Raw genomic sequence first — 26,929 nt, forward strand, 5'->3', positions numbered from 1 at the left:
GCTCTCCTTCATAGATTTTTGAGCCAATTTGATAGCCAGGAAGTGTTGGGGTCATGAGGTTGGAGCTTTTTTGATGTTCTCTTATGGTAATGGTAGATATTTTATTGGCTTCCAATACCCGATCGCGATCGCAACTGAGCTGCGATCGCGATCTCATCTTTGGGGTATGGTATGCAATCTAGAATCGACGGGCTAGTTGCCGATGGGTATGGAGATCTCCAACCCAGTACCTTTACTCAATTGAGAAGTACAGGTAATCTTACCGCCATGTTTTTGGGTGATGATTGATTTAGCGATCGCCATTCCCAAACCTGTCCCTTTACCCACTGCTTTCGTTGTAAATCCTTGCTCGAAGATGCGTTCTCTCACTTCTTCTGGCATCCCCATGCCATTATCAGTAATGCGAATGGTGACCTCCTGTACTTAGGATTTTTAGACTTGGGGTGTAGTTGAGAAACAGGCTTCTAGATGATTGGCGATCGCTTTGGCAATTCCTTCTTTGCCCATCATCTTCTCGGCTGTTTGATTTTTCGACACCCAATAGGCAATTTGTTCGCCTTGCGCTCCCGTTTCTTCTCCGCGATTAGCCACCACTGCATTGTATCCTTGTGCTAGTTTTTGTTGAGCAATATCAATTAATTCTTTATGGGTAACGTCTTCCTGATACTTGAAGGTTACCATATATAGATCTGGAAATTCTGTCCTTACCCGTTCAATAACCTTGCCCGTGGGGACTAATTTCAGAGAGTGTAAAGCTCCGCCACTGGGGGTTTTACCAGGTAGAATGCGCTCGGGTTGATAGTCTGCAACAGCGGCGGAAAAGATGCCAAAAACATAGGGATATTGCTGTAAGTGCTCTAAAACTAATTGGGCATAATGTTCGTAGGTTTGAGCGATTTCACAGGGGAAATAGGGAGGTGGGGTATCCCCCCCCGTTCCTAGAATTAACTGGACTTCTGCCCCTCGTAAATATAGTTCTTCGGTGATTTTAAGGCTTAAAGTGCCGCGAAAGCGATTGGTGATTCGGCGAATGTTATCAATGGGAACGGGAGTAGGACCGCCGGTGACTAAAATGGGAATACCTTTTAAGGGAGAAGAACTGACTAAGCGCGAAACTGTGGTTACAATCGATCGCAGATCGGGTAAATTGTGTTTGCCGTAGGCTTCTTTAGGGGGCATAATCTCTACACCCCAGTGCTGTAATTGCTGTAGGGATTCGCTTAAAATTCGATTGTGTAAACTGCCGTGCATAGTGGGCACAATCAGAATTTTGGTTTGCCCCTGTTCTAGTTTTCCTAAGGCGGAAGCGAGGGTAGAGACGATCGCTCCATCAGCGATGCCATAGCGCATTTTATTAATGGTATTGTAGGTGGCGGGAGCGACGACATAGGCATCAAAAGGATTTTCATCGCTAAGATGTTCCGCAGCAGCCGTCAGTTTCGTAATTACTTGATGGGTGGTACTCCACTCTAGACTGTCGAGGGTAGTATAGCGCAGGGCTTCAGTGGAGGTAAAGGCGGTAACCTCTGCTCCTTCGCGCCTGAGTTCCCTGGCTAATAGGGGGGCTTTGAGGGCGGCAATACTGCCGGTAATGAGCAGAGCAATACGTTTTCCTTGAAGGTGGGTTCCGTGTAGGGGGACTTCGCGATCGCCTAATTCAGAGGTGGGAGGAGGGGTGAAATTCCAAGGTTTCATAGAGAGAATGGGGAATGGGGAAGGTTTGATTTTATTTTGCTTGAGGTTAGGGCGCGCTAACGTTACAAAACATTGAGAAAAAGGACTCAAATGTAAAGGGGGATCGGCGATCGCTATACAATGCTGAAATACTCTCGATTTATTTAGATTACTGTTTGTAAACTCCCAATTATGTTTCCCATTCATCGCCCTCGTCGCCTCCGTAACTCTGCTACCTTGCGCCGCATGGTACAAGAGAATGTCTTAACCACCAATGATTTGATTTATCCGTTGTTTGCGATCCCGGGTGAAGGAATCGCTAAGGAAGTGCGATCGATGCCTGGCGTATATCAGCTATCAGTAGACAAAATTGTAGACGAAGCGAAGGAAGTTTATGATTTGGGCATTCCGGCGATTATCCTATTTGGTATTCCCGAAACCAAAGATATGGAAGCAACGGGTGCTTGGCATCATTGTGGGATGATCCAGCAAGCAGCTACGGCAGTCAAAGAAGCCGTGCCTGAGCTAGTGGTGATTGCAGATACTTGTTTATGCGAGTATACCAGCCATGGTCATTGTGGCTATTTGGAAGTGGGAGATCTGACGGGACGGGTGTTGAACGATCCCACGTTAGAGTTATTGAAGAAAACTGCCGTTTCCCAAGCCAAAGCTGGAGCGGATGTGATTGCCCCATCTGGGATGATGGACGGGTTTGTACAAGCGATTCGCGCAGCGTTAGATGAAGAGGGGTTTGAAGAGATCCCGATTTTGTCCTATGCTGCTAAGTACGCTTCGGCCTATTACGGGCCATTCCGAGATGCGGCTGAGTCAGCCCCCCAATTTGGCGATCGCCGCACCTATCAGATGGACCCGGCTAATAGTCGCGAAGCAATTAAGGAAATCGATCTGGATGTGGCTGAAGGGGCGGATATGCTCATGGTTAAACCGGCTTTAGCCTACATGGATGTGATCTGGCAAGTGAAACAAGCCTCCAATCTCCCCGTCGCCGCCTACAATGTTTCCGGTGAATATTCTATGGTTAAAGCCGCTGCTCTCAATGACTGGATTGATGAACGGCGAGTGGTACTCGAAACCCTAACTAGCTTTAAACGTGCTGGTGCCGATTTAATTCTCACCTATCATGCCAAGGATGCTGCCCGGTGGCTTCAGGGGTAATGAATCCTCCATCATTAATGTCTGTTGATGTAGTATAGAGCCGAGAAAGGGGGAGTTAGGACATTACCTATTGTCTCAAACCATAACCTAACGGTCCTAACTCACTCCTTCTCGGCTATCTCACCAATTACCCATTATCCAACTTCAAAACCGCCATAAATGCCGACTGAGGCACATCGACTGTACCAATGGACTTCATTCGCTTTTTACCCTTGGCTTGTTTTTGCAACAGCTTTTTCTTCCGGGAAATATCACCGCCGTAACATTTAGCCAATACATCCTTACGCAAGGCAGGAATATGTTCGCTGGCAATAATTCGCGAACCAATAGCGGCTTGAATGGGAACTTTGAACTGATGACGCGGGATCAATTCTTTCAATTTTTCCGTTAATCCCCGTCCCACATAATAGGCTTTATCGCGATGGACAATCATCGCTAGGGCATCGACGGGATCGTTGTTGATCATGATATCTAAGCGCACCAAATCATCGGAGCGATAGCCAATAAACTGATACTCCATACTGGCATAACCACGCGATCGCGTCTTCATCTGATCGAAGAAGTCGGTTACCACTTCCGCTAAGGGCAACTCGTAAATCAAGGTAGTGCGACTTTGGGTTAAATACTTCATATCCTTGAAGATTCCCCGCCGAGTTTGGCACAATTCCATCAATGTGCCCACATAGGCTTCTGGGGTAATAATATCGACTTTTACATAGGGTTCTTCAATGCTTTGTCGTTCGTTGGCAGCCGGTAAGGTACTCGGATTATCAATGGCGACGGTTTCTTCCGAGTTAAGAACCACCCGATAAACCACGGAAGGAGCTGTAATAATCAAATCCAGATTATATTCCCGCTCTAACCGTTCTTGGACAATTTCCATATGTAACAATCCCAAGAACCCACAGCGAAAACCGAAGCCCATGGCGCTAGAGGTTTCTGGCTCATAGGAAAGGGCAGCATCATTGAGTTTGAGCCTCTCTAGAGCTTCCCGTAATTCGGGGAACTGGTTGGCATCGGTGGGAAACATGCCGCAGAATACCATGGGGTTGGCTTCTTTATATCCCGGTAAGGGATTTTCTGCTGGTTCTGCTTTCAGGGTAATGGTATCGCCCACCCGCGCATCTTCCACCGCTTTAATGGATGCGGCTAAATAGCCCACTTCTCCAGCATGTAGTTCTTCCACTTGCACTTGAGTTGGAGAGAGAATGCCTAACTCGTCAATATCGTATTCTTTACCGGTTGCCATCAAGCGGATGCGATCGCCTTTACGAACCTTACCATCCACCACCCGAAAATAGACGATTACGCCCCGATAGCTATCATAATAACTGTCAAAAATCAGGGCCCGTAGGGGTTCTTTTAGGGTTTCTTGAGGAGCAGGAACTCCCTGAACAATCGCTTCTAGAATATCGGGAACACCGATGCCTTCTTTCGCCGAAGCTAAAATGGCATCACTACAATCTAATCCAATTACCTCTTCAATTTCTGCCTTGACCCGATCGGGTTCCGCCCCAGGCAAGTCAATTTTATTCAGAACGGGGATAATTTCCAGATCGTGTTCTAGGGCCAAATAGACATTCGCCAAGGTTTGCGCTTCTACCCCCTGGGAGGCATCTACCACCAACAGTGCCCCCTCACAGGCAATCAGCGATCGCGAAACCTCATACGAAAAATCAACATGCCCTGGAGTATCAATTAAATTAAGGACATAAACTTCCCCATTATCCGCCTGATAATTCATCCGTGCAGCTTGGAGCTTAATCGTAATCCCCCGCTCCCGTTCGAGATCCATGCTATCGAGGAACTGCTCCTTCATATCGCGATCGGCAACCGTTCCCGTAGACTGGAGGAGGCGATCGGCTAAGGTAGACTTCCCATGATCGATATGGGCAATAATACAGAAATTACGAATATGAGAGACTTTAGCGTCGGTCATAAAGTTGAATTTGAACCTAATGTAAGTAAAACGTTTAGTGAATAATAGTCGCTCCAGCCTCAGACTCACTTGAGTAAACAAGCCGCCTGTAGAATTGGCTCGGGTGGTTCATCTAGTTTAACGTAAGTACGGGAGTTTAAGGAGGTGCATGCCCAATTACCAATCCATCAGGCGATCGCACCATGTTAAACTGAAATAAACCCTACGTTCTTGAACCCATGAATGATTCCACCCTTTCTTCGGAACCTAAGCTCGACAAAGTAGAAATTTCTATCGCCTTAGACGCAGAATTACTCGAACAAATCCAGCACTTAACCAACGACCCTTCAAGAATTATTGAAACAGCTATTCGTCAATGGCTCAAAGGCTCAAACCAAAGGGATGATGAACTCACCCGTACTCTGATCAAAAATCCCCCCCTACCTCCCAGAGGTGAATGGAACGATTAAAACCCAAGGCGACCAGGATTAATGGGAGTACACTGGGATCTTAGACCATCAGATCCCCAATGGGTTCTAAGAACCTTAAATTGTCAACCCTCAGATGCGCTGAATCGGTTATTCCTCAATCTAGAAAATCTAAGCTACTCTAGGTTAGAGGTCAAATGTCTGTTCAATTCACCGACACCAACTCATGAATGCTTCCTCCCATGCATCCATTTCCACCCTAAACGAAACCAGCCTTTCTAATCATCTAGAGACGGGAGACCTAACACCGCCAAGTCTGTCCGAGTTAGGTGCTGAATTAAGCTTTATCCATAATACCTCTGGTGAGTATCTAGCCTTTCAGTGGACTCAAGGGGAACGCTATGATTTAGCTCCTGAGAGCTTGGTGGGGCAGTTAATGGAAAATACCCTCTACCCCATCCCCATCGATGCCTATTTAGATCGAGTGCGCCAAGTATTGGAAAATAAATTACCGGATCGTTTTAGCTATCCCTTTCAGTATGGAGAATGCTACTTCCTCTTCGATCTGGTGATCGCTCCAGTGCTAACCTCTCCCTTGAAAGCCAATCGAGTGTTGGTTCTTGGGCGACTCCTCTCGAGTGCTGTAGGGTCTCAATCCTTTGCCAGTAGCTCAGATCCACCGCAGCAGGGAGAGCGCAAAACCAGCGATCATTATCAGACGCTTCTAACTCGGATCACCCGCAAAATTAGACGGACGCTAGATTTAGAAACTATCTGCAATCAGACGGTGGAAGGCTTGGGTATTGCTTTAAACTTAGAAAGCTGTGCGATCGCCCAAAAGTGCCTAGAGACAGAACACCTCAAAGTGGTTGCCCACTATACCCATCAAGGGAACCCTTCCCAAATCGGCAGTTTGCTCCCCTTAGAAAATAATTCTCCCTTAATTGATGCCCTATCGAGCCTAGATCCCTTAGCCTGGGTAGAATCAGAGGATAAAGAGTCTTTAGGGTCTCGATTAGCTGTAGCCACCTGCTATCAGGATCGCCCCAATGGGTTACTGTTGTTATCTCCTCCCGTCAGATCCAACCCAGATCGAGCCTATTTGTGGTCCGCCGAAGAGATAGAGTTGGTGAGGGAGTTGGCCGATCAAGTGGGAACAGCGATCGCCCATGCTACGCTCTACCAAGAACTAGAATTAGCCAGAGAACAAGCTGAGGAAGCCTCTCGACTGAAAAGTGAATTTTTGGCCAATACCTCCCATGAACTGAGAACCCCCCTCAATGGAATGATTGGGTTTTTGAAGCTGATCCTGGATGGAATGGCTGACGATCCCGAAGAGCAAATGGAATGGGTTCAAGAAGCCCATAAGTCTGCCTTGCATCTTTTAAACTTGATTAATGATGTGTTGGATCTGGCCAGAATTGAAGCCGGAAAAATGCAGATCGATATCAGTCCGGTAAATTTGGATGAATTATTCACGAACCTGGACAACTTTACCCGACCTCAAGCGGAAACAAAAGGGTTAAGTTATGAAATTAGCCGCACCCCAACCCGCGATGAAGTAATGATTACGGGCAATTATCAACGTCTGCTGCAAGTCTTGTTAAATTTAGTCGGCAATGCCGTTAAATTTACTCATGAAGGGGGCATTACCATTACCGCAGAAGTGATCGCGAAGAAATTCCAAGTTGGGGATCGGGAGCATCCAGGGTTCGTCAAGGTGAGTGTGGCAGATACGGGAATTGGCGTACCTTTGGAGAAGCAAGAGCAACTGTTTCAAAATTTTTCTCAAGTGGATGGGTCTCGCACCCGTCAATATGGAGGAACTGGATTAGGATTAGCCATTTCTCAGCGTTTGATTGAAACGATGGGGGGGGAAGTGAATTTCTTTAGTATGGGAGAAGGATTAGGTTCAACTGTAACGTTTACGGCTCCCTTGGGACAGTTGCCCGTAATTGTGAAGGAGTAAAATCATGGAGAGGGTTTGATGGTAGATAAAGGATTGGAAGTCAGTTCAAGTTCTGACCATCGGCATGGGGCTTGCTCTAATCCAGAGATGTTAACAGTGATGGCGGCGATCGCCAATGCTATCCTTTACGAAGAACTCGAATTAGCCCGAGCGCAAAGCGAAGAAACCTCACGACTTAAACAGCAACTTCTGAATAAGGTTTCCCATGAGTTTAGAACACCGCTCAATGGCATGATTGGTTTTCTAAAGCTTATCCTTGATGGTATGGCTGACGATCCCGAAGACCAAATGGAGTTTGTTCAAGAAGCTCATAACTCAGCGCTGCGACTGTTGAATCATATCGAGGACTTTCTGGATTTAGCGAAGCTCCAAGCTGGCGAAATGACGATTGAGCTAAGTTCAATCCATCTGGATGAGCTGTTGCAAGATGTAGAGAAGTTTACCCGATCTAAAGCCGAGGAGAAAGGTTTAGAGTATAGTATTTCTGCGCCTCCGACTAGAGATGAGGCGATCGTGGTGGGCAATTATCAAGGATTGCTACAAGTGATGTTAAATCTGGTTGGTAATGCCATTAAGTTTACCCATGAGGGGGAAATTACGATTCGAGGACAAGCGATCGCTCAAAAATATGCGGTCCTAGGACGCGAGTACCCTGGGTTTGTCAAGCTGATTATATCGGATACCGGTATTGGTGTCGCTTTAGACAAGCAAAACAAGCTATTTGAGGCATTTTACAAAGTTGATGGATCGAATACGTCCAGATACGAAGGTACAGGCATTGGATTAACAATTTCCCAAGGATTGATGGAGTCCATGGGATGTCAAATTGATTTCTTTAGTATGGGGGAAGGATTGGGATCGACCGTAACTTTAACGGTTCCTTTACAACAATTACCGATCCTGATTAAGGACTAGATAAAGTAGGTGATTTAATCCATTGACGATCGGCGATTATACTGAAGAGACTGATGGACTCTTCTAATAAGCAGGCATGACCACTATGGGGTAAATCAATGATTTGAGCATTTTTTAGATGTTGTTGTAAATACCGAGATTCGGAGACTGAAGGTAACAAGCGATCGCTCCCGCTGGCTAAAATGAGCGTTGGTTGCACGATTTGGTAAAGATCCTGGACATCGAGTGTAAATTGACGCAGTAAAGATAACCGCCAAGCGGAGGTGTCAGCCGGCACATTACAAAGGGCAGACCAAAGGGATTGACGATCTTGGGGAGCGATCCGAGGCAGGGCAGCCAGTAAAAAATAAACAGCAACACTGCCAACATTATAGATGCGATCCGGAATCCAAGGCACAATGGACTCCCCCAGTGCCATCCAAGGACGACGATGGAACGAAGAAGCGGGATTGACCAAAATTAAATGAGAAATCAATTCGGGTGCTTTGAGAACCGTTTTCAGTGCCAAACAGCCCCCGAAAGACTCGCCGCATAAATACACCTGCCGGTTGACTCTAGAAGCTAACTGAGCTTCAATCAAATGGATTAGGCGATCGCTCAATCCGTCCCAATCGAGGCGATCGTTCACTGGAATTCTCAAAGCACACACCTCAAAATTCGGTTGCAACTCTTGCGCCTGACGAGCAAACAGCGATCCCCAACCATCCATACCCGGTAAGAAAACCAATAAATCAGCTTCGGGACGCACCGCACCGAACTTGAGAAAATGAGGAGAACCATTAGACATAGGAAAAAATCAAAATATAGCCTTGGGTATTCAAGATCAACAACAAATGCATTGATCCCTAAAGAAATATTAATTAATCCTAATCATAGATGAGGCACTTTTCCTGTGAATTCCCTTATTTTTCCCTTAATTAGCCGCTCCTCCTGAAGCTTGAAGCCACAAGCTGCTCTTTTCTCTAGCCCTCTCCAGTCTGTTATCTTAGTCTCATCTGGAATTAATTGGCCATCCAGACCAACCTGAGCGATTAAGGCTACAATTATAATCAATTCCCTTTATTGATCGGTTGAGTAAAATCTTTAGTAAAATCCATAAAATCACCTGACGGGTTGATTCAACAAAACAGATCATTAAAAAAAGTCATCTTAATCTTCCATGAACTCTGAGTATCCAACAAAAAAGACCTTTACCCTTACAACCCCTCTATACTACGTCAATGACTTGCCCCATATTGGGAGCGCCTATACTACCATTGCCGCAGATGTTTTAGCTCGCTACTGGAGACTTCGGGGAGAAGAAGTCTTGATGATTACGGGGACAGACGAACATGGCTTAAAAATCCAACGCACTGCTGACGAGCGCGGAAAAGCCCCCCAGAGCCATTGTGATGAAATTGTCCAAGGGTTTAAAATGCTTTGGCAAAAGCTCAATATCCAGTACGATCGCTTTAGTCGCACAACAGCAGCTCAACATTATCAAATTGTGCAAGAATTCTTCCAACGAGTTTGGGAGAATGGGGATATTTATCAAGGGGTGCAACAGGGATGGTATTGTGTTTCCTGCGAAGAATTCAAAGAAGAACGAGACCTACTCGACGATCGCCGGTGTCCCATCCATCCGAACAAACAAACAGAATGGCGAGATGAAAATAACTATTTCTTCCGTTTGTCCAAATATCAAGACCAGTTAGAAGTATTTTATAATGAGCATCCCGACTTCATTCAACCGGAAAGTCGTCGTAATGAAGTCTTAAGCTTTGTGACCCGAGGATTGCAAGATTTTTCTATCTCGCGGGTTAACCTCGATTGGGGATTTCCTGTACCTACGGATAGTGACCATACCCTTTATGTCTGGTTTGATGCCCTATTAGGCTATATTACTGCCTTACTCGATCCTGAAGATGCTCCCAGTTTAGAGAATGCCCTAAGGCGGTGGTGGCCAATTCAAACTCATTTAATTGGTAAAGATATTCTCCGCTTCCATAACGTCTATTGGCCGGCGATGCTCATGTCTGCGGGTCTCCCCTTACCTCGACGGGTTTTTGGGCATGGCTTTCTGACGAAAGATGGCATGAAGATGGGGAAAACCTTGGGCAATACCTTAAATCCCTATGAGTTGGTGGATCGGTATGGGGCTGATGCGGTACGTTACTATTTTCTCAAGGAGATTGAGTTTGGTAAGGATGGGGATTTTAATGAAACCCGATTTATTAATGTTCTCAATGCTGATTTGGCTAATGATTTAGGGAATCTACTCAATCGGACACTAGGCATGACGAGAAAATATTGTCAGGGTCAAGTTCCCGCTATATCTGGCGATCGGATTCCGGATGATAACCCTCTCAAAACCCTGGGAACATCCTTGAAGTCAAAAGTAGATCTTGGTTACAATGCGCTAGCTTATTCCCAAGCCTGTGAAGCCATTCTGGGTCTAGTCCAAAGCAGTAATAAATATATTGATGAGCAAGCACCCTGGACGTTGTACAAACAAGGGCAAAAAGAAGCAGTCGCAGAAGTTCTCTATTCGGTGCTAGAATCTGTTCGTTTAGCTGCCTATCTCCTCTCACCGATTATTCCTGACATTAGTACCGCGATCTATAATCAATTGGGCTTTAGTGTCGATTTTAATCAGACGGTAGATCTTCAGAAGAAAATTCCCTTTGACACTCATGCCCAATGGGGTATTTTACCCGCTCAACAAACCCTAGGAAACCCCAAACCGGTTTTCCAACGTTTAGAGTTAACTGAAGCGTGAATTTGATATAATCACGAGCTTTACTTTCACTTCCAAACCACCATAAAACTATAAGATTTTAATAACTGAGGTATAACAATGATGTATGAATCGATGGAACAAAATCAAGGTCTCTGTACTCCAGAACAAGTGCTTTCTAATCGAGGAACCGTGGCCATTTTTATTGATGGTTCTAATCTGTTTTATGCTGCCCTGCAACTGGGGATGGAAATTGATTACACTAAGTTATTGTGCCGCTTAACCAATGGTTCTCGACTGTTACGGTCATTTTTCTATACGGGTGTCGATCGCACTAACGAGAAGCAGCAGGGATTTTTGTTATGGATGCGTCGTAATGGCTATCGAGTGATTGCCAAAGATTTGGTGCAACTGCCAGATGGCTCTAAAAAAGCGAATTTGGATGTAGAAATTGCAGTTGATATGATGGCTTTAGTGGGATGTTACGATACGGCGGTATTGGTCAGTGGCGATGGAGATCTGGCGTATGCCGTGGATTCAGTGAGCTATCGAGGGGTACGGGTCGAGGTGGTGAGCTTGCGATCGATGACTAGCGATAGTTTAATTAATGTGGCCGATCGCTATATCGATCTGGAGAGCATTAAGGAAGATATCCAGAAAACCCCCCGGCAAAACACCTATTCCTACCGTCCCTTATCCAGCTTAAGTCTGATGGATGAACGACAGGAAAAACGATAATCTTCGCTGTACAGAAATCATAGGTCATCGATCATGGGCAAGAAAACTGGCAATCCCATTGAGGTTGGCGTATCTAACCTAGGGATCGGAACTGGGCTATCCTTAATTTTGGCGATCGCCTTATCTGGCTGTGGTGGCTCGAATACACCCGATCAGCTCGTGCAAGCAGCATCGGATGCAGAATCATCTGATGATATCCAACTGGTCTTTAAAGATATTACTCTAGAACAAGGAGACGAAAAAGGTCAGTTACTTTGGAAAGTGGATGCGAAGTCAGCGACCTATAGCGAAGATCGACAAATTGCCACCGTAGAAGAACCGTCAGGGGAATTGTATCAAGACGGAAAATTGGTCTATCGAGTGGAAGCGAAGCGCGGAGAAGTTCACCAAGATGGCAATTTGATTTTACTCAAAGAGGATATCAAGGCGATCGCCATTGAAGATGAAGTCGTGTTAGAAGGGAATGAACTGGAATGGCGACCCCAGGCGGATGTTCTGGTGGTTAAAGATACGTTGACTGGCTCTCATCCCCAGGTCGAAGCCAAAGCCGATCGAGTCAATGTCTATAGCCGCTTACGGCAAATGGAATTGATCGGCAATGTAGATGCAATTACTCATACTCCCCAGTTACGGATGACCACGGAACACTTAGTCTGGTTAATGAAAGATCGGAAAGTGGTGGGATCGGTTCCCCTGGAAGTGAAGCACTATGAAGACGAAGAACAAAAATTAACTGAAATTCCAGAAACGTCTCCCAGCCACACTGCCTTAGCTGGAGGAAGTTTAGTGGACTTAGAGAATGAATCGGTTACTTTGATGAATCAAGTCACATTAACGGCAGCCGATCCAGCCTTAGAAGCCAAAAGCGATTCCATGACTTGGGATCTCAAATCTGAGTCTGTGGGAGCCAATCAAACAATCACTTTAGAGCATCTGGATGAAAATCTGATCTTAGTGGGCGATCGCGGTACAGTGGATTTAGGCAATAAAGTTGCCTATTTAACGGAAAATGTCCGGGTAACCGGGGGTAAAAATCAGTCCGATCTATCGGCAGAAAGCGTGACCTGGTCTTTTGGAACAGAACAGGTTGAAGCAACCGGAAATGTGACCTATCGTCAAATCAATCCCCCCTTGTTTCTGCAAGGAGCCAGAGCCTTTGGTCAGTTACAAGATCAAAATATTACTGTAAGCAGTGGCGATCGCACCAGAGTGGTAACTGAGATTATCCCTTAGATACAGCACTGTTTAATTGGAGATATCCCCAAGTTCCGTCTCTAAACAGGATTACATATTCGGCGGGCATTCCAGATCCCGTATTCCCCCGTCCTTCTTGATACCACTCTCCCTGTAACGTCACCCGTGCTAACCCATGGGAGAAGGAACTAGCATCGCTAAAATGAGGGGGAATTACAAACGTTCCGGTTCGATCGATAAATCCACATTTTGGCCCGAATCTCACCATCGCTAAACCTTCAGAAAATGGTTCTACGGGAGAATAGGGTCGATCGCGAACATCCTCTAAGCCGTAAAATTGGGGGGCGATCGCAATATCTCCTGTTTGATCGATATATCCCCATTTCTTCTCCCATGCCTCTCCCATTTCAATGGCTGCCAGTCCTTCGGAAAACTTTTGGATTCTATGGGGCGTTTCCAAGACTAGATTACCCGTGCGATCGATACATCCATAAACGCCGTTCAATCTCACCACGGCTAAACCATCTGAAAATCGATCGGCTTGCTCAAATTGGGGTTCAACGATCGCATTTCCCTGGTTATCCAGATACCCATAACGCCCATTACTCCAGATAACGACTCGCTCCTCAGAAAATCGATATCCTCGCTCTAACTCCGGCGGAATTACCCAGTGCCCTGTGGTATCAATATACCCATATTTTTCTCCCACTTTCACCGCAGCACGGCCATTGTAGAAGCGATCGCTCAATTCAAATTGCGGTTCAATCACCACCTGACCTGTTGGATCAATATATCCTGATTTTCCCCCTTTTCGCACTAAACCCAAACCTTCCGAAAAGGGAGCCGCCATCTCCCATTCTGCGGGAATGACCAAATTTCCTTCTTGATTCAGATATCCATACTTCAACCCAGAATTAGTCTCTAAAGAGACTGGAATTAGGGGGTCTGAAGTGGGCAATTCACGCTCAATCTCAAAGCCCCACTCTAAGATTTGATAGTGACGATCGACTTCAATGGGTTGACCGTTTAGGTTGATTAAATCATAGCCCAATTGACCCGAAACAAGGGCTACGCCTTGAAAGAAATGAGACGCTCGACTAAATTTGGGTGCGATCGCCCAATGTTCTCCTCCTCCGATAGCAGATAAAGGAACTGTATTCCATATCCCTAGCGTTTGACATAAAATGGCGGCCACTTCTCCCCGTGTTGCTGGTTGATTGGGTCGTAATTTGCGGCGATCGGGAAAATTAACAATCAGATAGCCAAATAATGCTGCGGTTAACTTAGGTAGGGCATAATGGGGAATCTCTTGGGCATCATCAAAATAGAGTTTTAGGTTCGTTTTGCTAACGGTAACGGTTGGCGGAATCTCTAACTTTAAATGGGACGCGATCGCAATCAACACTTGAACCCGAGGAATGGGTGGCTCTGGCTTAAATGCTAAACCCGGATAACCGACTAAAAATCCTTTAGAAACAGCGGTTTGAATTGCTTCATAGGCCCAATGACTTTGGGGCACATCCACAAAATTTTTCTGCTCTCGAATGGGTTTAGCACTGGAAAACACATTGCAGAGCAAAACGGCAAATTCAGCGCGAGTGACTAAACCCTCTGGTCGAAACGTGCGATCGGGATAGCCTTGAACTAGGTTTAAGTCTGCTAATTGGGCGATCGCTGCTTTTGACCAATGAGCTTCAATATCAGAAAACATCAGGTTATCGGCGATCGTAAATAACGGTTAGCTTTGACTGGGCGATGATCTGGCAAACTTAAAGACTCAGAAAGGGTTACTACTCTACATTCAACTGTAATCGTGGTTCCCCCATAGCCATAGGCCAAATTCTCAGTAACAAAGGGATCGCGAGGGCTAAATAATTGGAGCAATACCCAAGAATAGGCTATCCACAAGAAGAGACCAAAGATTAACCCATTAACTTCCATCATGACTCAATACCCTCATGCCTAGATATTTAAGGTTGCCTATCATTCATTATAAGACCTAGGAAACCCTGAAGTTGCTAATTTATTTAACGAAATATTACAAGCGATCCCCTCCAGCTCAGTCCAGAGAAGTTAAGATAATCTATATATTTCCCTTGCCACTCTTCATCAATTGCTATCTTAGAGATAAATCTCCGTTTTCAAAACTTCTCAAATTTCAGGTTTTTAAATATGGTCTTTGACCTTGCCAATCTCCCCTATTGGATCTTTCTTAGTTTAGGCATTGTCTTATTTTTACTGGTCATTTTTTCTGGAGGTGGAGATAGTGATGGCGATGTAGATATTGACGGCGATGTAGACATTGACGCTGATGCAGATTGGGATACTGACCTAGATATGGACGTAGAAGCAGACGCTGAAGGTGGTTTTAGCGCTCTGCAAGCATTGGGGTGGTTAGGCTTAGGAAAAGCACCACTATTGTTATTATTGGCGATTGATTTCAGTCTTTGGGGGCTTCTAGGATGGTTTTTTAACCTACTCTTGGGACTTCCCACCGGACTGTTAGGTAATGCCGTTTTAATTGTCTCCTTAATCTTAAGTCTATTCGGGGGAAGTCTGATTTCTCGACCCATTGGCAAACTGTTTGCTGCATTTGGAGAAGATACCCGTAGCGATCGCCTCATCGGATGCACGGGAACTGTAGCTTCACCCACTCTCCCCCAACAGCCTACCACGCAAATCGGCCAAGTCGATGCGATCGATTCAGCTCATAATTTAGTCAGTATTAACGTCCAGCTCCCCCAATGGGCAAGCCAAATTCCTCAACGGGGCGATAAAGTCATCATTATCGAGTATTCCGAACCTTTTTATCTAGCTATCGTGAAAGATAGTGTAGACCAAAAACGCTGGCTAGGCTAGTTTTAGTACCCGTGAATCTTCCTCCACACTGTCGGGTTGTGTATCCTCTCTATTCAAGAATAGAACTATCCCATTGTTTTACCTATGACTCATATGAAACCAACCATTATTGAACAACCCTCCCAACCCCTACTCGTTCAAGCTCCCCTTGCCCAAATGGGATCGGCAGGTATGCTTTTAGCCGGTGGCTCCTTGGGATTTGTCTTCTTGTTAATCTTAGGAATTGTTGCTTATACCAGCGTTTACAAAATCACCCCTAACAACGAGGCTTTTGTGCGGACTGGGGGCGTTTTCATTAAACAAAAACGAGTCTTTCTCAACGGGGGCTGTATTGTCATTCCTGGCTTTCATGAAATTACCCGCGTTCCCTTACGAGAAATTTCCATTGATGTGGAGCGCACGGGTAATTTAGCGGTGCGGACTCAAGACTATTTAAGGGCGAATATGCGCGTCACCTTTTATGTGTGTGTTAGTGCCGATAAACAAGATGTCCTCACTGTGGCGGCTCGCCTATCTAAGGAGGGTAAAATTTCGGCAACTGATATTAAAGAAGCGCTGGAAAAACGGGCAGATGATGCCATTCGTGCCGCCGCTAAGAAGAAAAGTCTAGCTGAAATTGACTCGGATAAATTGGGATTTGCCGATGAAGTTTTAAACCTGATTCAGCAGGACTTAAAAAAAGTTGGCTTGACCCTGAATAATATTGCCATTTCTGAGATCGAAGAAAGCGACACCTATGATGAAAATAACTTCTTCGATGCTCAGGGTGTGCGTCTGAGAACAGAAACGATTCAGAAATCGATTCAGCAAAAGCGGGAAGTAGAGCTGAAGACCAAAGTTCTGATTGAGCAACGGGAACTGGATGCAGAAAAACAATCCTTACGCATTGCGAAGGAAAAAGAAGAAGCGAATTTAGACCAAAAATTAGAAGTTGAATCGATGACGGCTCAACGGGAGCGGGAAATTCAGGAATCGAAAGACCAAGAGTTGGCGAAAATTGAACGGAATAAATTGTTGCAAAATAAGTCTGTTGAAGAAGAAAAGATTCAGCAAGAGTTGGCGGTACAACAGAGTCAAATTGATGCCAATATTGCTTTGGAAGAGCGCAATAAACAGTTGAAGATTGCCCAAGCGCTGCAAAAACAAGAATCTGAAGTTGCCGAAATTAATCGTCAGCAAATGGTGGAATCGTCCCAGCTCAAAGCACAGATTGAAATTGCGGCAGCCGAACGGGAGTCTAAGATTGCCCAACAGGAAGCGGCGATCGCCATTGTGGAAAAAGAAAGGGAACGGTTAGCTGCCGATGCCGAACGCGCCCAAGCCGAAGCCGCCGTTATTACCGCCCAAGAAATCGAACAAGCGGAACGGGAACAACGGTTAACGGCGATCGAAGCGGAAAAAGAAGCTCAGAAACAACGGATCTCCGAACAAAATGTAGTCGAAATCGACGTTTTCCGTCGTCGCAGGCAAGCCGAAATTGCCCGCCAAGCCGCAGAACTCGAAGCCGAATCGATCCGTACCCTAGCCCAAGCCAATCGGGATAGAGCGTTAGCCGAAGCCCAAGGAGAACAAGCTCTCATTGAAGCCAAAAATGCCCTATCGGATGCCAAACTCTCCGCCCAACTGATCTCGGAAATCTGGCCGGCTCTAGCGCCCCATATTCCCGAAATTGTCAAAGGACTCACACCCCAACCCGGTATCTTGGGCGATACGCGCATCTATTCTTTCCCTGGAGCCAATGGCAACAACGGCAACGGTATGGGCGATATCAACAAGCTCCTGATGTCCACCAGTGGCTTATCCTTAGTCAATGCCCTGATGGACGAAGGAAAATTGGGGGCACTGCTCCAACAAATTAGCCAAATGGTGCGTAACCCCAATCCCCCAGAAGCAGACAGCTCAAACGCCCAGCCTAAGCCGGAAGCATCCAGCCCAGCACCGGGTTCAGAAAAGCCCGCGAAGGCGATCGCCCCACCCAAGCGGCAACCCATGAAACCCCCGTCAGCTCCAGAAAATCCTACTGCCAGCTAAACCCTACTCAGGGCAGCTCATCTGCCCTGATTTACCCCACCCCTTTTTTCACTGACTCCCCACAATTAAAAATTAAGCATCCATAAAATCATCCCATTCTCCGCGTCCCCGCATCCCCGCATCCCCCCTTTTTTCACTGACTCCCCACTCCCTATTTTCAAGTGAATTTGATAGGCTAATTAAATCTATTTTGGGAAACGCAAGAGAGACAGTGGATATTCAAATTGGACGGGGAAAAACAGCCCGCAGAGCTTACGGAATCGATGAAATCGCCCTAGTACCCGGTCTTCGGACGCTCGATCCGACTTTGGCCAATACAACCCTAACCTTGGGTGGGATAGAACGGGAAATTCCCATTATTGCCAGCGCCATGGATGGGGTTGTAGATGTAAAAATGGCTGTAGCCTTATCTGAGTTAGGCGCAATGGGAGTCCTAAACTTAGAAGGAATTAATACTCGCTACGACAATCCGAACCCCATCTTAGACAAAATTGCCTCAGTGGGAAAAGACGAATTTGTATCCTTGATGCAACAACTGTATGCCCAACCCATCGATCCAGAACTGATTACCAAACGGGTCAAAGAAATTAAGGATCAAGGGGGCATCGCGGCAGTGAGTGCCACTCCAGTGGGGGCAATTAAATACGGTCAGGTGGCAGCCGAAGCAGGGGCAGACCTGTTCTTTGTCCAAGCAACCGTCGTCTCCACCGATCACCTCTCCCCGGAGTCCGTCGCACCTTTAGACTTGGCACAATTCTGCGAACAGATGCCCATTCCAGTCATGTTAGGTAACTGTGTGACCTATGATGTGACCTTGAAGTTAATGAGAGCGGGGGCTGCTGGCGTTTTAGTAGGCATTGGGCCAGGAGCTGCCTGTACATCGCGGGGTGTTTTAGGGGTGGGCGTTCCCCAACCGACGGCGATCGCCGACTGTGCCGCTGCACGGGATGCCTATTACCAAGAAACTGGTAACTATATCCCCGTAATTGCCGATGGCGGCATCATCACCGGAGGCGACATTTGTAAATGTTTAGCCTGTGGTGCAGATGGAGTCATGATCGGCTCTCCCTTAGCCAGAGCAAAAGAAGCTCCCGGTCGAGGCTATCACTGGGGGATGGCTACCCCCAGCCCTGTATTGCCCAGAGGTACCAGGATTCGGGTTGGCTCTACCGGAACCCTAGAACAAATCCTGCGAGGCCCAGCTCAGTTAGATGACGGAACCCACAACCTACTCGGTGCCATGAAAACCAGCATGGGAACCCTAGGCGCTCAGACCATTCGTGAAATGCAGCAAGTCGAAGTTGTGATCGCCCCCTCCTTACTGACTGAAGGCAAAGTTTATCAGAAAGCCCAACAACTGGGGATGGGCAAATAGCTCCGGTTTTCCTCAACGAAAGAAATCTGAGAACGATTCCTACAATTTGTACAGAATTTGGGGAAAAGTCAAATCTGTTGTTTACAATAGGGTATAGCGGAGACGCATGATGTTTCCGTTCACTCCTCACACCACACTCCGCCTGAACAAACTGTTCAGGCGGTTTCTTATTTAAACGGATCGATCTATTACAAGCCTTTGATCATTGCTCTAGGATGAACGCTAGGAGGTGGTTTTAAGCAGCCGGTTATTCTGGCGCTAAATTGTGTTAATATTTCAGAAAGCTAGAGTGCGGTACACCTAGACACCTTTAAGAGTTTAGGTAGACAGCGTAAGGAATAGACCTCTAAACCGGAATATTCCTTAATCACCTCTGACGATGGGGTCGTCTATGTAGACTCGCCAGCGGCTTGCCGAAGGCTAGACTTAAATGTGGAAAGGCTAATCAAAGACCGTAAACTGGCTACATCTATTAGTGATGCATGTGGATTGACTACCCTGAAGAACAGGGAAATTTACACTTTCCACTTCGCAGGCATCAACAGGAGATCCCCCATTCTTAGTGGGTGGGAGAAACCTTGCCAGCTAATGGAAGTTCCTTAAATCAATAATTCCCTTGTTCTGTCTGCCAACAGGTAGGCTTTAGACCAGGGAGTGCCAAGATAAAATTCCTGATGTGCAATGTAGGATAAGGATTACCCCTAATGACAGCAGCAGCACCCGTTACAGATACCAGTTTTGACAAGGAAGTGCTTCAAAGCCAAGTTCCAGTTTTAGTTGATTTTTGGGCCCCCTGGTGCGGCCCCTGCCGCATGGTTGCACCTGTGGTGGAAGAAGTAGCCGAACAATTTGATGGACAAGTCAAAGTGGTGAAAGTCAATACGGATGAGAATCCGAGTGTGGCGAGTAAGTATGGTATTCGCAGTATCCCCACTCTGATGATCTTCAAAGATGGCCAGCGTGTCGATATGGTGGTTGGTGCGGTCCCTAAAACCACTTTGATTACAACGTTGGAAAAACATCTAGGGAAAATTGGTGATTCAAATAGCAGTGAGAGTGCCCCTGAAAGTGAGCAAGAGTAAGAACTAAGCCCAATACATAGTGGGTGAAATTCGGCAAATGGGCTTTTCTGAGGTGGTATATATTGCTAAGTGGAAATCCCCTACGCTGATGTAAAGATTTTCTCAGCTCTAAATCCATCTATAGGGTCACCACAAATGAGACCCAACAGATACAACAAAAATTTTGATTAGGTTTCTCAAATGAGAAGCCTAACTTTCTTATGATTACTCCTGTTTACTCACAAAGTGTAAATTTCGGATGACTTTATCCTCCTCAGATGCTCGCGCTACACTAAAAGCGGATTTATTAGAACTTGTGGCTCAATTGCCGCATTTAGAACATGGTAAATGGATAGAACAAGCTCTGATTAGTATCTTAGCTGTTGCAGGGGAAGAGATTGATCGCTTAGACTGGAAGATTTTAACTGCTTCTCTACAGGATATGGAAAGAGCATTTCAAATCTTCTCTACCTATCGCCACGTGCGTAAGATTAGTATTTTTGGCTCTGCTCGTTTACCTGCTCATGCCCCAGAATACCAGATTGCCCTAGAGTTTGCGGGGAAAGTTGCCCAACAGGGCTTTATGGTGATGACTGGAGGTGGGGGTGGAATTATGCAAGCAGGGAATGAAGGTGCCGGTTTAGAACACTCGTTTGGACTTAATATTCAGCTTCCTTTTGAACAGGGGTCTAATCCTTTTGTAACTGAAGATAAACTGATTGAGTTTAAGTATTTCTTTACCCGTAAGCTATTCTTCTTGCGAGAAACAGATGCAGTAGCCTTGTTTCCTGGAGGATTCGGGACACAAGATGAGGCGTTTGAGTGTTTAACCCTCTGCCAAACTGGCAAATCAGGGCCGATGCCTTTAGTATTATTGGATAAGCCAGGAGGTCAGTATTGGTACGGATGGGAGAAATATCTGAGAGATCACCTCTTAAGCCAACGTTTGATTAATGGGGAAGATTTGAGTCTGTATACGATTACAGATAAGGTAGATGTGGCGTGTCAGGCGATCGCCCAATTTTATCGCATTTATCATTCGAGTCGCTATGTGCGCGAGCAATTCGTGATTCGCCTGAATACAGAACTTTCAGATACAGAGGTAGAGCAGCTCAATCAAGAGTTTAGTGATATTTTAGTGAGCGGTCAAATCAAAAAAACCAAAGCCTTACCGGAAGAGCGTCTCAATGATGTTCATCACCTGCCCCGATTAGTCTTACACTTTAATCAACGGGATCATGGACGGCTTTATCAAATGATTAACCGGATGAACCAAATGGGTCAACCCTCTGAGGAGGAGAATCATCCAGAACGGAAGTGATGGGGAATAGAGTGCCTTCCCATGAAAAGCCGGAAGAATGGGCATTATAGCGTGAAAAATGGTTTTCCTATTCCCTATTACCTATTCCCTATTACCGCGCGAAGCGCTGTATCATCCCTGCGCGAACGGCTATAAAACTTGCACCCTAGCATAGCGTAGTCCATCCACCCCTTGTAGGGGAGCGACGGAACCAGATAGGATTTCTGGAGCAATCCAGCCTTCTCGCTGGAGATAATCGAGATAATGCTCGTATTCTTTCCACTCATCATCGGTAGAATAGACAAGGGTGAGCATTCCAGGGGCGGTAATGCGATCGCCAGTTTCTAAATCGACTCCCTTATCAATCCGTTTTTTCACGATTTCGTAGCGAGTATCTCGACTCCCTTGCACGTCAAAGATTTTTTCTGTATTTTCATCATGACAAATATCAATCGTCACATCTTGCACTAACACCAGATGGGTAAGCTGTAAGGAAATTTTATCCACTTCATGCAGTTTGATCCCCGTGCGCGCCGCATCACACAGGGCGCAAAGTTGCTCGTAGCGCAAACTGTGCAAATGAAATGCCGTAAAGCTATGATGAATCGATTTCCCCACATAAATCATATGATCGATACCATCGGTAGATTCGAGATCGCAATAGTGAGGAATAATTGCTTGCATTCGCTTTTGCCAACATTCCCACGTCTGTAGTAAATTCTCGTTAATCCGATCGATCGTCCGATCGTAGGCTCTACGGGCAGTATCTACTGAATGGCGATCGTTATTGGCACATGTACGATACCAATCTATCGCTTTTTGTGCTGGTTCTCCACATTGATAAAAGTAATCAAAATAAATCTCAAAATACTCTTGAAGATACTGAATTGCCGTCACCTCTGAATCAACCGTTACCTTTTCTTCAATACGCTTTTTGTACGCCTCTAAGTCAATTTTAATTTGCTGAATCAATCGATTTTTTTGACCATCTTCCACTGCCTCTAAGATTGCCAATCCCAATTCAAATTGTTGAATTAAATCCGCTTGAATTGCCCGATTCCGCTCGTTAGAAGAACCGCGAATATCAGAAATGCCAAAGAGGGGATAAACCTTTTCACAGACGATGGGTGCGGCTTCAAAACCCCAACTGCGTCGTTCTGCTTCCTGGGTAAAGCGCCAAGCGACTGCTGGATGGATGGGATTTAGCTGATTGTGGTTCGTTTGCCGCATGGCGCAAGCAAAAGCAGGGATAAGTTCTCTGGCATAATGGCAATCTTGAGCTGTAAAATTATGGGGGCGATCGCTAACTAACCCAATCAGTCTTAGCATTTCTGGATGATTTCCCTGTTGCTCATAATCCCATCGCAGAGGAATCAGTAACACAGAGCGTACTCCCTCCTCCCATAAGGTACGCTCGCACTGCTTATCGCTTTGAGGATTGATTTCTCCCACTCGCAACACTTGATTTTGTTCCAGAGCCGTTATGAAATAAGGACTATCTAGCTCCTCCCTAGCAAATACATGGCTCTCTAGCGTTCCACAGGCTTTCCCCACTAAAAGGCGCACTTGATTCATATCCACATTTAAAATCATCAAATAGCTGGCACGGAATAGCTGCTGTAACTGGTAATTAATCAGTTGCAGTTTATTACCTTCTAAAAGAGAATCCGGACTGGTTAAGAGTTTAATTAGCCGTTGCTTTTGTTCTGTTTGAGTCACTTCAATCCCTTCCAGGATCAGCTCTCCCGTGACGGTATAATTTTCTAGCCATTGCAAATCATCAAAAAGATTGTCCCCCATCGGTTGCCGGCTAAATACAGTCCATTCGTCCAGTTTCGGATGAACTCCACTAATTTTAAGTCCTTCAGAATTGAACCACAGTTGTAACCAACCCGGAGCTTGGGAAGGGCGGTTAAATTGAACGACGATAGGAGTATTAACGATCTGCTCCAGCTCTCGAATGTGATAGTTAAGGCGATCGAGTTCTTCCTTCTTGCTGGGGGTGCTTTGCAGTTGTGTGAGTAACTGGAACAGCAATAAAACCAGCAAATGACAAGAATAATAGTGTTGTAGGGTGGAATATCCCGAAGCTGGTAAAAAATTGAAAAAGGGGCGATCGTAATATTCTGTGGGGGGTTCTGAGGTATTGAAGCCAAAACCCTGGGCAAATCCAGAGTTAAATCCAGCTAATGTCCAATTCTCTAAATGGGCAGATTGATGCCCGCTGCATCGTAGCAAGGCTAACATTACCCGCTTAGAGAGGGTTTCATGGGGAGATAAATGATTGTCGAAGACAACCGAAAATGGCGAATCTTGGAAAGGTTGATCCACTGAAGTCATATGGGTAAATTCCTGCATCTGTTTATCGCACCCTCAATTCAATCCTAATCTTTACCCGGATTAACGATTTTAATCTGGTATTACGATTTAGGCGAATTTATTCTGCTATTCCTATAGCCCTGTTATGAGTTTAACTGCTGATCGGTGAATAGTGGAGAGTTGATATTGATTTCAGGCTTAAATCTTATGGGGATTTCTTCAAAATCTATGCGTGTTACTACCCTTTCTCTCTGGCTCTTAGCGACTTTAGCTTCCTTGAATTTAATGCCGGTTGCTTATGGGGCGAATCCTTCAGAAGTAAGGCTTGCCCAAACTCAAGCGCAACCGAAACCTTCGCCGGCACCGGCTCCTGCTGCTCCCCAGGGAAATGCTGGCTTATCAGAGCAAGATTTAAACACCCTCAAGGAGGTGATTGAGCAAACGGTGGAGCAGACAGTAAATGAGAAGTTTGCCCAAGAACGTGCCAGACAAGAAATTGAGTGGCAAGCGCAGTTATCGGAGGTGGATGATATTCGATCGCGCCTGAATCAGTTGATGCTGTTAATGGTGATATTTATTGGCGGAACCGTTGTTTTGTTGCGCTTTATGCGTAGCAGTATGATTGGGCAAATCGTTACCGAGGTGAATCGCCGGTTTGAAGATCTTAATCAGCCAGAAAGCCATCTTCAACAGTATACCGACATGGCTCGCCAGTTGGTTGAGGATTTGACAACTCAAATTGAAGCAGCAAAAACCGAGCGTCAACGGGGATACCAGAATGTCAACCAAGAGGTTTTGGAATTAAAAGAGTCTGCTGGAACTATCCAGGAAGTACGCCAAGATTTGGTTAAACAACTGCAAGGGTTAGGAGAGGATCTGAAGCGAGAACTGGGTAAAATTCGCCAGGGAATCAATCCTCGTCGGGTGTCTGGGGTTTCGGAAATTGCTTTTTTAGAGGATTTAGTAGAGTCAGATCGGCAAGAAGGGATAGTTTTATCCTTTGATTTAGAGAAGTTGGATGAAAATCAGCTTTTTGTCACGGCTCAAGAGTGTGTGGATCAGGGGAATTTATTGGCAGATGAGGGGTTATATGAGGAAGCGGTAGCCCTTTATGAGCAGGTACTAGAAACACAACCGGAGTCTTTTGAAGCGTGGTATGAGCGGGGAAAGACTTTGGTAAAGTTGCATCGTCATCAAGAGGCGTTAACGTCCTATGAGCAGGCGTTATTTTTAGAGTCGGATAATGGTGAGGTTTGGTACCACAAGGGATTAGCACTGATGCTAACCGATCGCCCCTTAGAAGCGGTAGAGGCATTCAATCGCGCTCTGGAATTGAATCCTGACGGAGCAGAAATCTGGTATTGTCTAGGAAATACGCTGCTGAAGTTAGACCGCTATCCGGAAACTGTAGAAGCCTATGAACGGGCAATTTCCCTGCAACCGGAAGATACGGAAGCTTGGCATAACCAGGGGGTAGCGCGGGAAAAGTTAGGACAGTTTCAGGAGGCGATCGCCTGTTACGATCGCGTAATGGCGTTGGATGGGGATAAGGTGGAACCTTGGTTTCATCGGGGCAATGCTCTAGAAAAATTGGAAGAATATGAGGAGGCAGTTGAAGCCTACGATCGCGCAATTTCACTGTATGAAGAACAAGAAGATCGCTCAGAAAAGACGCTCTTAAGCACTATTTGGTTTAATCGAGGCACAACATTAGCTCAGTTAAAACAGTATGAGCAAGGTTTAGAATCCTACGATCGCGCACTTCAAGTTAACCCCGACGATCCGCAAATTTGGTGTGCGCGAGGGGAAATCTTAGAGCGCATTCAACGATATGAAGAAGCAGTGGATGCCTACGATCAGGTATTAACCTTAGAGCAAAATAAACATCAAGCTTGGCGACATCGGGGCATTTTATTGGAAAAGTTACGCCGGTTTGAAGAGGCGATTTCGTCCTACGATCGCGCCATTCAGTTGGAGGAAAATGATTATGAAGCTTGGCGCGGGAAAGGGACAGCTTTAGCTGAATTACAGCGCTACCAGGAAGCGATTTCTTGTTTTAGTCAAGCCTTACAGATTCAACAAAATTTGGGAATTACACCTACAGAAGAAGATATTGTCCAACCCTTTTCTCCTAGGTTAGGTTAACTGCTGTATTAATTACAGCGCTTTGCGCTGGGGAATAGGGAATAGGTTGATGGTACATGGAGAGAGAGGATTCAAGCTTGTGTTTCATAACGCAAGCAAAGCACTGTATGAATTGATTAATTATTAATTGGATTGGCTAACCTGTCCTCGACTAAATGACAGGCAGCGCCATGTTTGTCTGATATTTGTGTCCAAATGGGTTCAACGGTTTTACACCGAGATTCAGCCACCGGACAACGGGTATGAAAACGACAGCCAGAGGGGGGATTTACCGGAGAAGGAATTTCTCCCAAAAGGCGAATGCGCGATCGCTCATCATCGGGATCGAGGGGCGGAATTGCTGACAGTAAGGCTTGCGTATAGGGATGACTGGGGTTAGAAAACAGTTGGTGCGTGGGCGCAATTTCCACAATTTGACCCAAGTACATCACCGCCACTACATCACAGAAATGGGCAATCACCGAGAGATCGTGGCTGATAAACAAGAAGGTTAAATTCATATCTTCTTGTAGTGCTTTTAACAAATTGAGGATATTGGCTTGAATGGAAACATCGAGGGCTGCTACTGACTCGTCAGCGACCAAAAAACTGGGCCCGGAGACTAGGGCGCGGGCGATCGCAATTCGCTGTCGTTGCCCCCCCGAAAATGCATGGGGAAATCGCCGCAAATGCTCTAAATTTAGCCGACAACGCTCCGCAACCTCTCTTACTCTCTGATTCGTCTCTTGGCGATTTTTCGTCAGTTGCATGGCTTCTAGCGGCTCGGCAATTATATCCCGTACCGTCATCCGAGGAGAGAGCGCCGCATAGGGGTCTTGGAAAATCATCTGAGCCTCGCGGCGCAAGGCTTTCAATCGTTCCCCTTCCAGCTTGGCGATACTTAAAGGCAAATCTGCCACCTTAAACATAATCTCGCCCCCCGTAATCGGAGCCGCCTTCAGAATTGCCCGTCCTACGGTTGTTTTCCCGGAACCTGACTCTCCTACTAAGCCAAAAATCTGACCGGGCATAATATCAAAACTGACCCCATCCACCGCCCGCACGATTTTGGGTTTACCATGCAAAAATCCCCCGCCGACGGGGTAGTGAACTTGTAAATTACGAACCGATA

The 26,929-nt window shown here is 45.9% G+C and carries 21 protein-coding genes; 13 read left to right on the forward strand and 8 right to left on the reverse strand.

Going from position 1 to position 26,929, the window contains the following annotated elements:
* Nucleotides 1-192: 192 nt before the first annotated feature.
* Together AC3A14_RS15585 and AC3A14_RS15590 are read right to left on the reverse strand one after the other, a co-directional pair.
* Nucleotides 193-408 carry a HAMP domain-containing sensor histidine kinase gene (locus tag AC3A14_RS15585; protein WP_318698913.1) on the reverse strand — a complete coding sequence of 72 codons (216 nt, stop codon included), beginning with the start codon at nucleotides 406-408 and terminating at the stop codon, nucleotides 193-195.
* A gap of 24 nt (nucleotides 409-432) precedes the next feature.
* Complete coding sequence (locus AC3A14_RS15590) at nucleotides 433-1,695, reverse strand: flavoprotein (RefSeq protein WP_318733021.1); 1,263 nt, start codon at nucleotides 1,693-1,695, stop codon at nucleotides 433-435.
* A 171-nt stretch (nucleotides 1,696-1,866) separates the two neighbouring features.
* Here AC3A14_RS15590 and hemB point away from each other — a divergent pair, with 171 nt between their 5' ends.
* Entirely contained in the window at nucleotides 1,867-2,850 is a 984-nt protein-coding gene (hemB, locus tag AC3A14_RS15595) for a porphobilinogen synthase (RefSeq protein WP_318733022.1), read from the forward strand.
* 127 nt (nucleotides 2,851-2,977) lie between these two features.
* Here the strand turns inward: hemB and lepA are convergent, their stop codons facing one another.
* Nucleotides 2,978-4,789, reverse strand: a complete 1,812-nt coding sequence (gene lepA, locus AC3A14_RS15600) for a translation elongation factor 4 (protein WP_318733023.1) — start codon at nucleotides 4,787-4,789, stop codon at nucleotides 2,978-2,980.
* A 218-nt stretch (nucleotides 4,790-5,007) separates the two neighbouring features.
* On the opposite strand from lepA, the gene AC3A14_RS15605 reads away from it, so the two are divergent.
* The 3 genes from AC3A14_RS15605 (at nucleotide 5,008) to AC3A14_RS15615 (ending at nucleotide 8,080) form a co-directional block, all read left to right on the forward strand.
* On the forward strand, nucleotides 5,008-5,238 hold the full coding sequence (locus AC3A14_RS15605; protein ID WP_271943749.1) for a type II toxin-antitoxin system CcdA family antitoxin: 231 nt from the start codon (nucleotides 5,008-5,010) through the stop codon (nucleotides 5,236-5,238).
* A 184-nt stretch (nucleotides 5,239-5,422) separates the two neighbouring features.
* Entirely contained in the window at nucleotides 5,423-7,165 is a 1,743-nt protein-coding gene (locus AC3A14_RS15610; protein ID WP_318733024.1) for a sensor histidine kinase, read from the forward strand.
* An 18-nt stretch (nucleotides 7,166-7,183) separates the two neighbouring features.
* The gene (locus AC3A14_RS15615) at nucleotides 7,184-8,080 is read left to right on the forward strand and encodes a sensor histidine kinase (protein ID WP_318719114.1); all 897 of its coding nucleotides are present in this window, start codon (nucleotides 7,184-7,186) and stop codon (nucleotides 8,078-8,080) included.
* Here AC3A14_RS15615 and AC3A14_RS15620 read toward each other — a convergent pair.
* Nucleotides 8,070-8,867, reverse strand: a complete 798-nt coding sequence (locus AC3A14_RS15620) for an alpha/beta fold hydrolase (protein WP_318733025.1) — start codon at nucleotides 8,865-8,867, stop codon at nucleotides 8,070-8,072. The genes AC3A14_RS15615 and AC3A14_RS15620 overlap by 11 nt on opposite strands.
* 372 nt (nucleotides 8,868-9,239) lie before the next feature.
* Between AC3A14_RS15620 and metG the strand changes: the two genes are divergently transcribed.
* The 3 genes from metG to lptC all read left to right on the forward strand — a co-directional run bounded on the left by metG (nucleotide 9,240) and on the right by lptC (nucleotide 12,767).
* Nucleotides 9,240-10,838, forward strand: a complete 1,599-nt coding sequence (gene metG / locus AC3A14_RS15625) for a methionine--tRNA ligase (protein WP_487779055.1) — start codon at nucleotides 9,240-9,242, stop codon at nucleotides 10,836-10,838.
* A 93-nt stretch (nucleotides 10,839-10,931) separates the two neighbouring features.
* The gene (locus AC3A14_RS15630; RefSeq protein ID WP_413038672.1) at nucleotides 10,932-11,534 is read left to right on the forward strand and encodes a LabA-like NYN domain-containing protein; all 603 of its coding nucleotides are present in this window, start codon (nucleotides 10,932-10,934) and stop codon (nucleotides 11,532-11,534) included.
* A 33-nt stretch (nucleotides 11,535-11,567) separates the two neighbouring features.
* Nucleotides 11,568-12,767 (forward strand): LPS export ABC transporter periplasmic protein LptC, encoded by a 1,200-nt coding sequence (lptC, locus tag AC3A14_RS15635; RefSeq protein WP_318733027.1) that lies wholly within the window; start codon nucleotides 11,568-11,570, stop codon nucleotides 12,765-12,767.
* Here lptC and AC3A14_RS15640 read toward each other — a convergent pair.
* Both AC3A14_RS15640 and AC3A14_RS15645 read right to left on the reverse strand, forming a co-directional pair.
* Nucleotides 12,757-14,439, reverse strand: a complete 1,683-nt coding sequence (locus AC3A14_RS15640) for a WG repeat-containing protein (RefSeq protein WP_318733028.1) — start codon at nucleotides 14,437-14,439, stop codon at nucleotides 12,757-12,759. The two genes, lptC and AC3A14_RS15640, sit on opposite strands and share 11 nt — an antisense overlap.
* The gene (locus AC3A14_RS15645) at nucleotides 14,439-14,672 is read right to left on the reverse strand and encodes a hypothetical protein (protein WP_318698945.1); all 234 of its coding nucleotides are present in this window, start codon (nucleotides 14,670-14,672) and stop codon (nucleotides 14,439-14,441) included. Before AC3A14_RS15645 ends, AC3A14_RS15640 begins: the two co-directional genes overlap by 1 nt.
* 228 nt (nucleotides 14,673-14,900) lie before the next feature.
* On the opposite strand from AC3A14_RS15645, the gene AC3A14_RS15650 reads away from it, so the two are divergent.
* From AC3A14_RS15650 to AC3A14_RS15670, 5 genes are all read left to right on the forward strand, one after another.
* Nucleotides 14,901-15,587, forward strand: coding sequence for an OB-fold-containig protein (locus AC3A14_RS15650; RefSeq protein WP_318733029.1), 687 nt, complete (start codon nucleotides 14,901-14,903; stop codon nucleotides 15,585-15,587).
* 93 nt (nucleotides 15,588-15,680) lie between these two features.
* Nucleotides 15,681-17,618 (forward strand): flotillin family protein, encoded by a 1,938-nt coding sequence (locus AC3A14_RS15655; protein ID WP_318698947.1) that lies wholly within the window; start codon nucleotides 15,681-15,683, stop codon nucleotides 17,616-17,618.
* Nucleotides 17,619-17,829: 211 nt separating this feature from the next.
* Entirely contained in the window at nucleotides 17,830-18,993 is a 1,164-nt protein-coding gene (locus AC3A14_RS15660; protein WP_318698948.1) for a GuaB3 family IMP dehydrogenase-related protein, read from the forward strand.
* A gap of 704 nt (nucleotides 18,994-19,697) precedes the next feature.
* Entirely contained in the window at nucleotides 19,698-20,075 is a 378-nt protein-coding gene (trxA, locus tag AC3A14_RS15665; protein WP_318698949.1) for a thioredoxin, read from the forward strand.
* Nucleotides 20,076-20,313: 238 nt separating this feature from the next.
* Nucleotides 20,314-21,375 (forward strand): LOG family protein, encoded by a 1,062-nt coding sequence (locus AC3A14_RS15670; protein WP_318733030.1) that lies wholly within the window; start codon nucleotides 20,314-20,316, stop codon nucleotides 21,373-21,375.
* Between the two features lie 129 nt (nucleotides 21,376-21,504).
* On the opposite strand, the gene AC3A14_RS15675 is transcribed toward AC3A14_RS15670, so the two are convergent.
* Nucleotides 21,505-23,694, reverse strand: coding sequence for a hypothetical protein (locus AC3A14_RS15675; RefSeq protein WP_318733031.1), 2,190 nt, complete (start codon nucleotides 23,692-23,694; stop codon nucleotides 21,505-21,507).
* 207 nt (nucleotides 23,695-23,901) lie between these two features.
* Here AC3A14_RS15675 and AC3A14_RS15680 point away from each other — a divergent pair, with 207 nt between their 5' ends.
* Entirely contained in the window at nucleotides 23,902-25,818 is a 1,917-nt protein-coding gene (locus tag AC3A14_RS15680; RefSeq protein WP_318733032.1) for a tetratricopeptide repeat protein, read from the forward strand.
* 116 nt (nucleotides 25,819-25,934) lie between these two features.
* On the opposite strand, the gene AC3A14_RS15685 is transcribed toward AC3A14_RS15680, so the two are convergent.
* Nucleotides 25,935-26,929 (reverse strand): ABC transporter ATP-binding protein (locus AC3A14_RS15685; RefSeq protein WP_487779056.1); only part of this gene is annotated, 995 nt, incomplete at its 5' end.

The organism is Roseofilum sp., assembly GCF_982964205.1.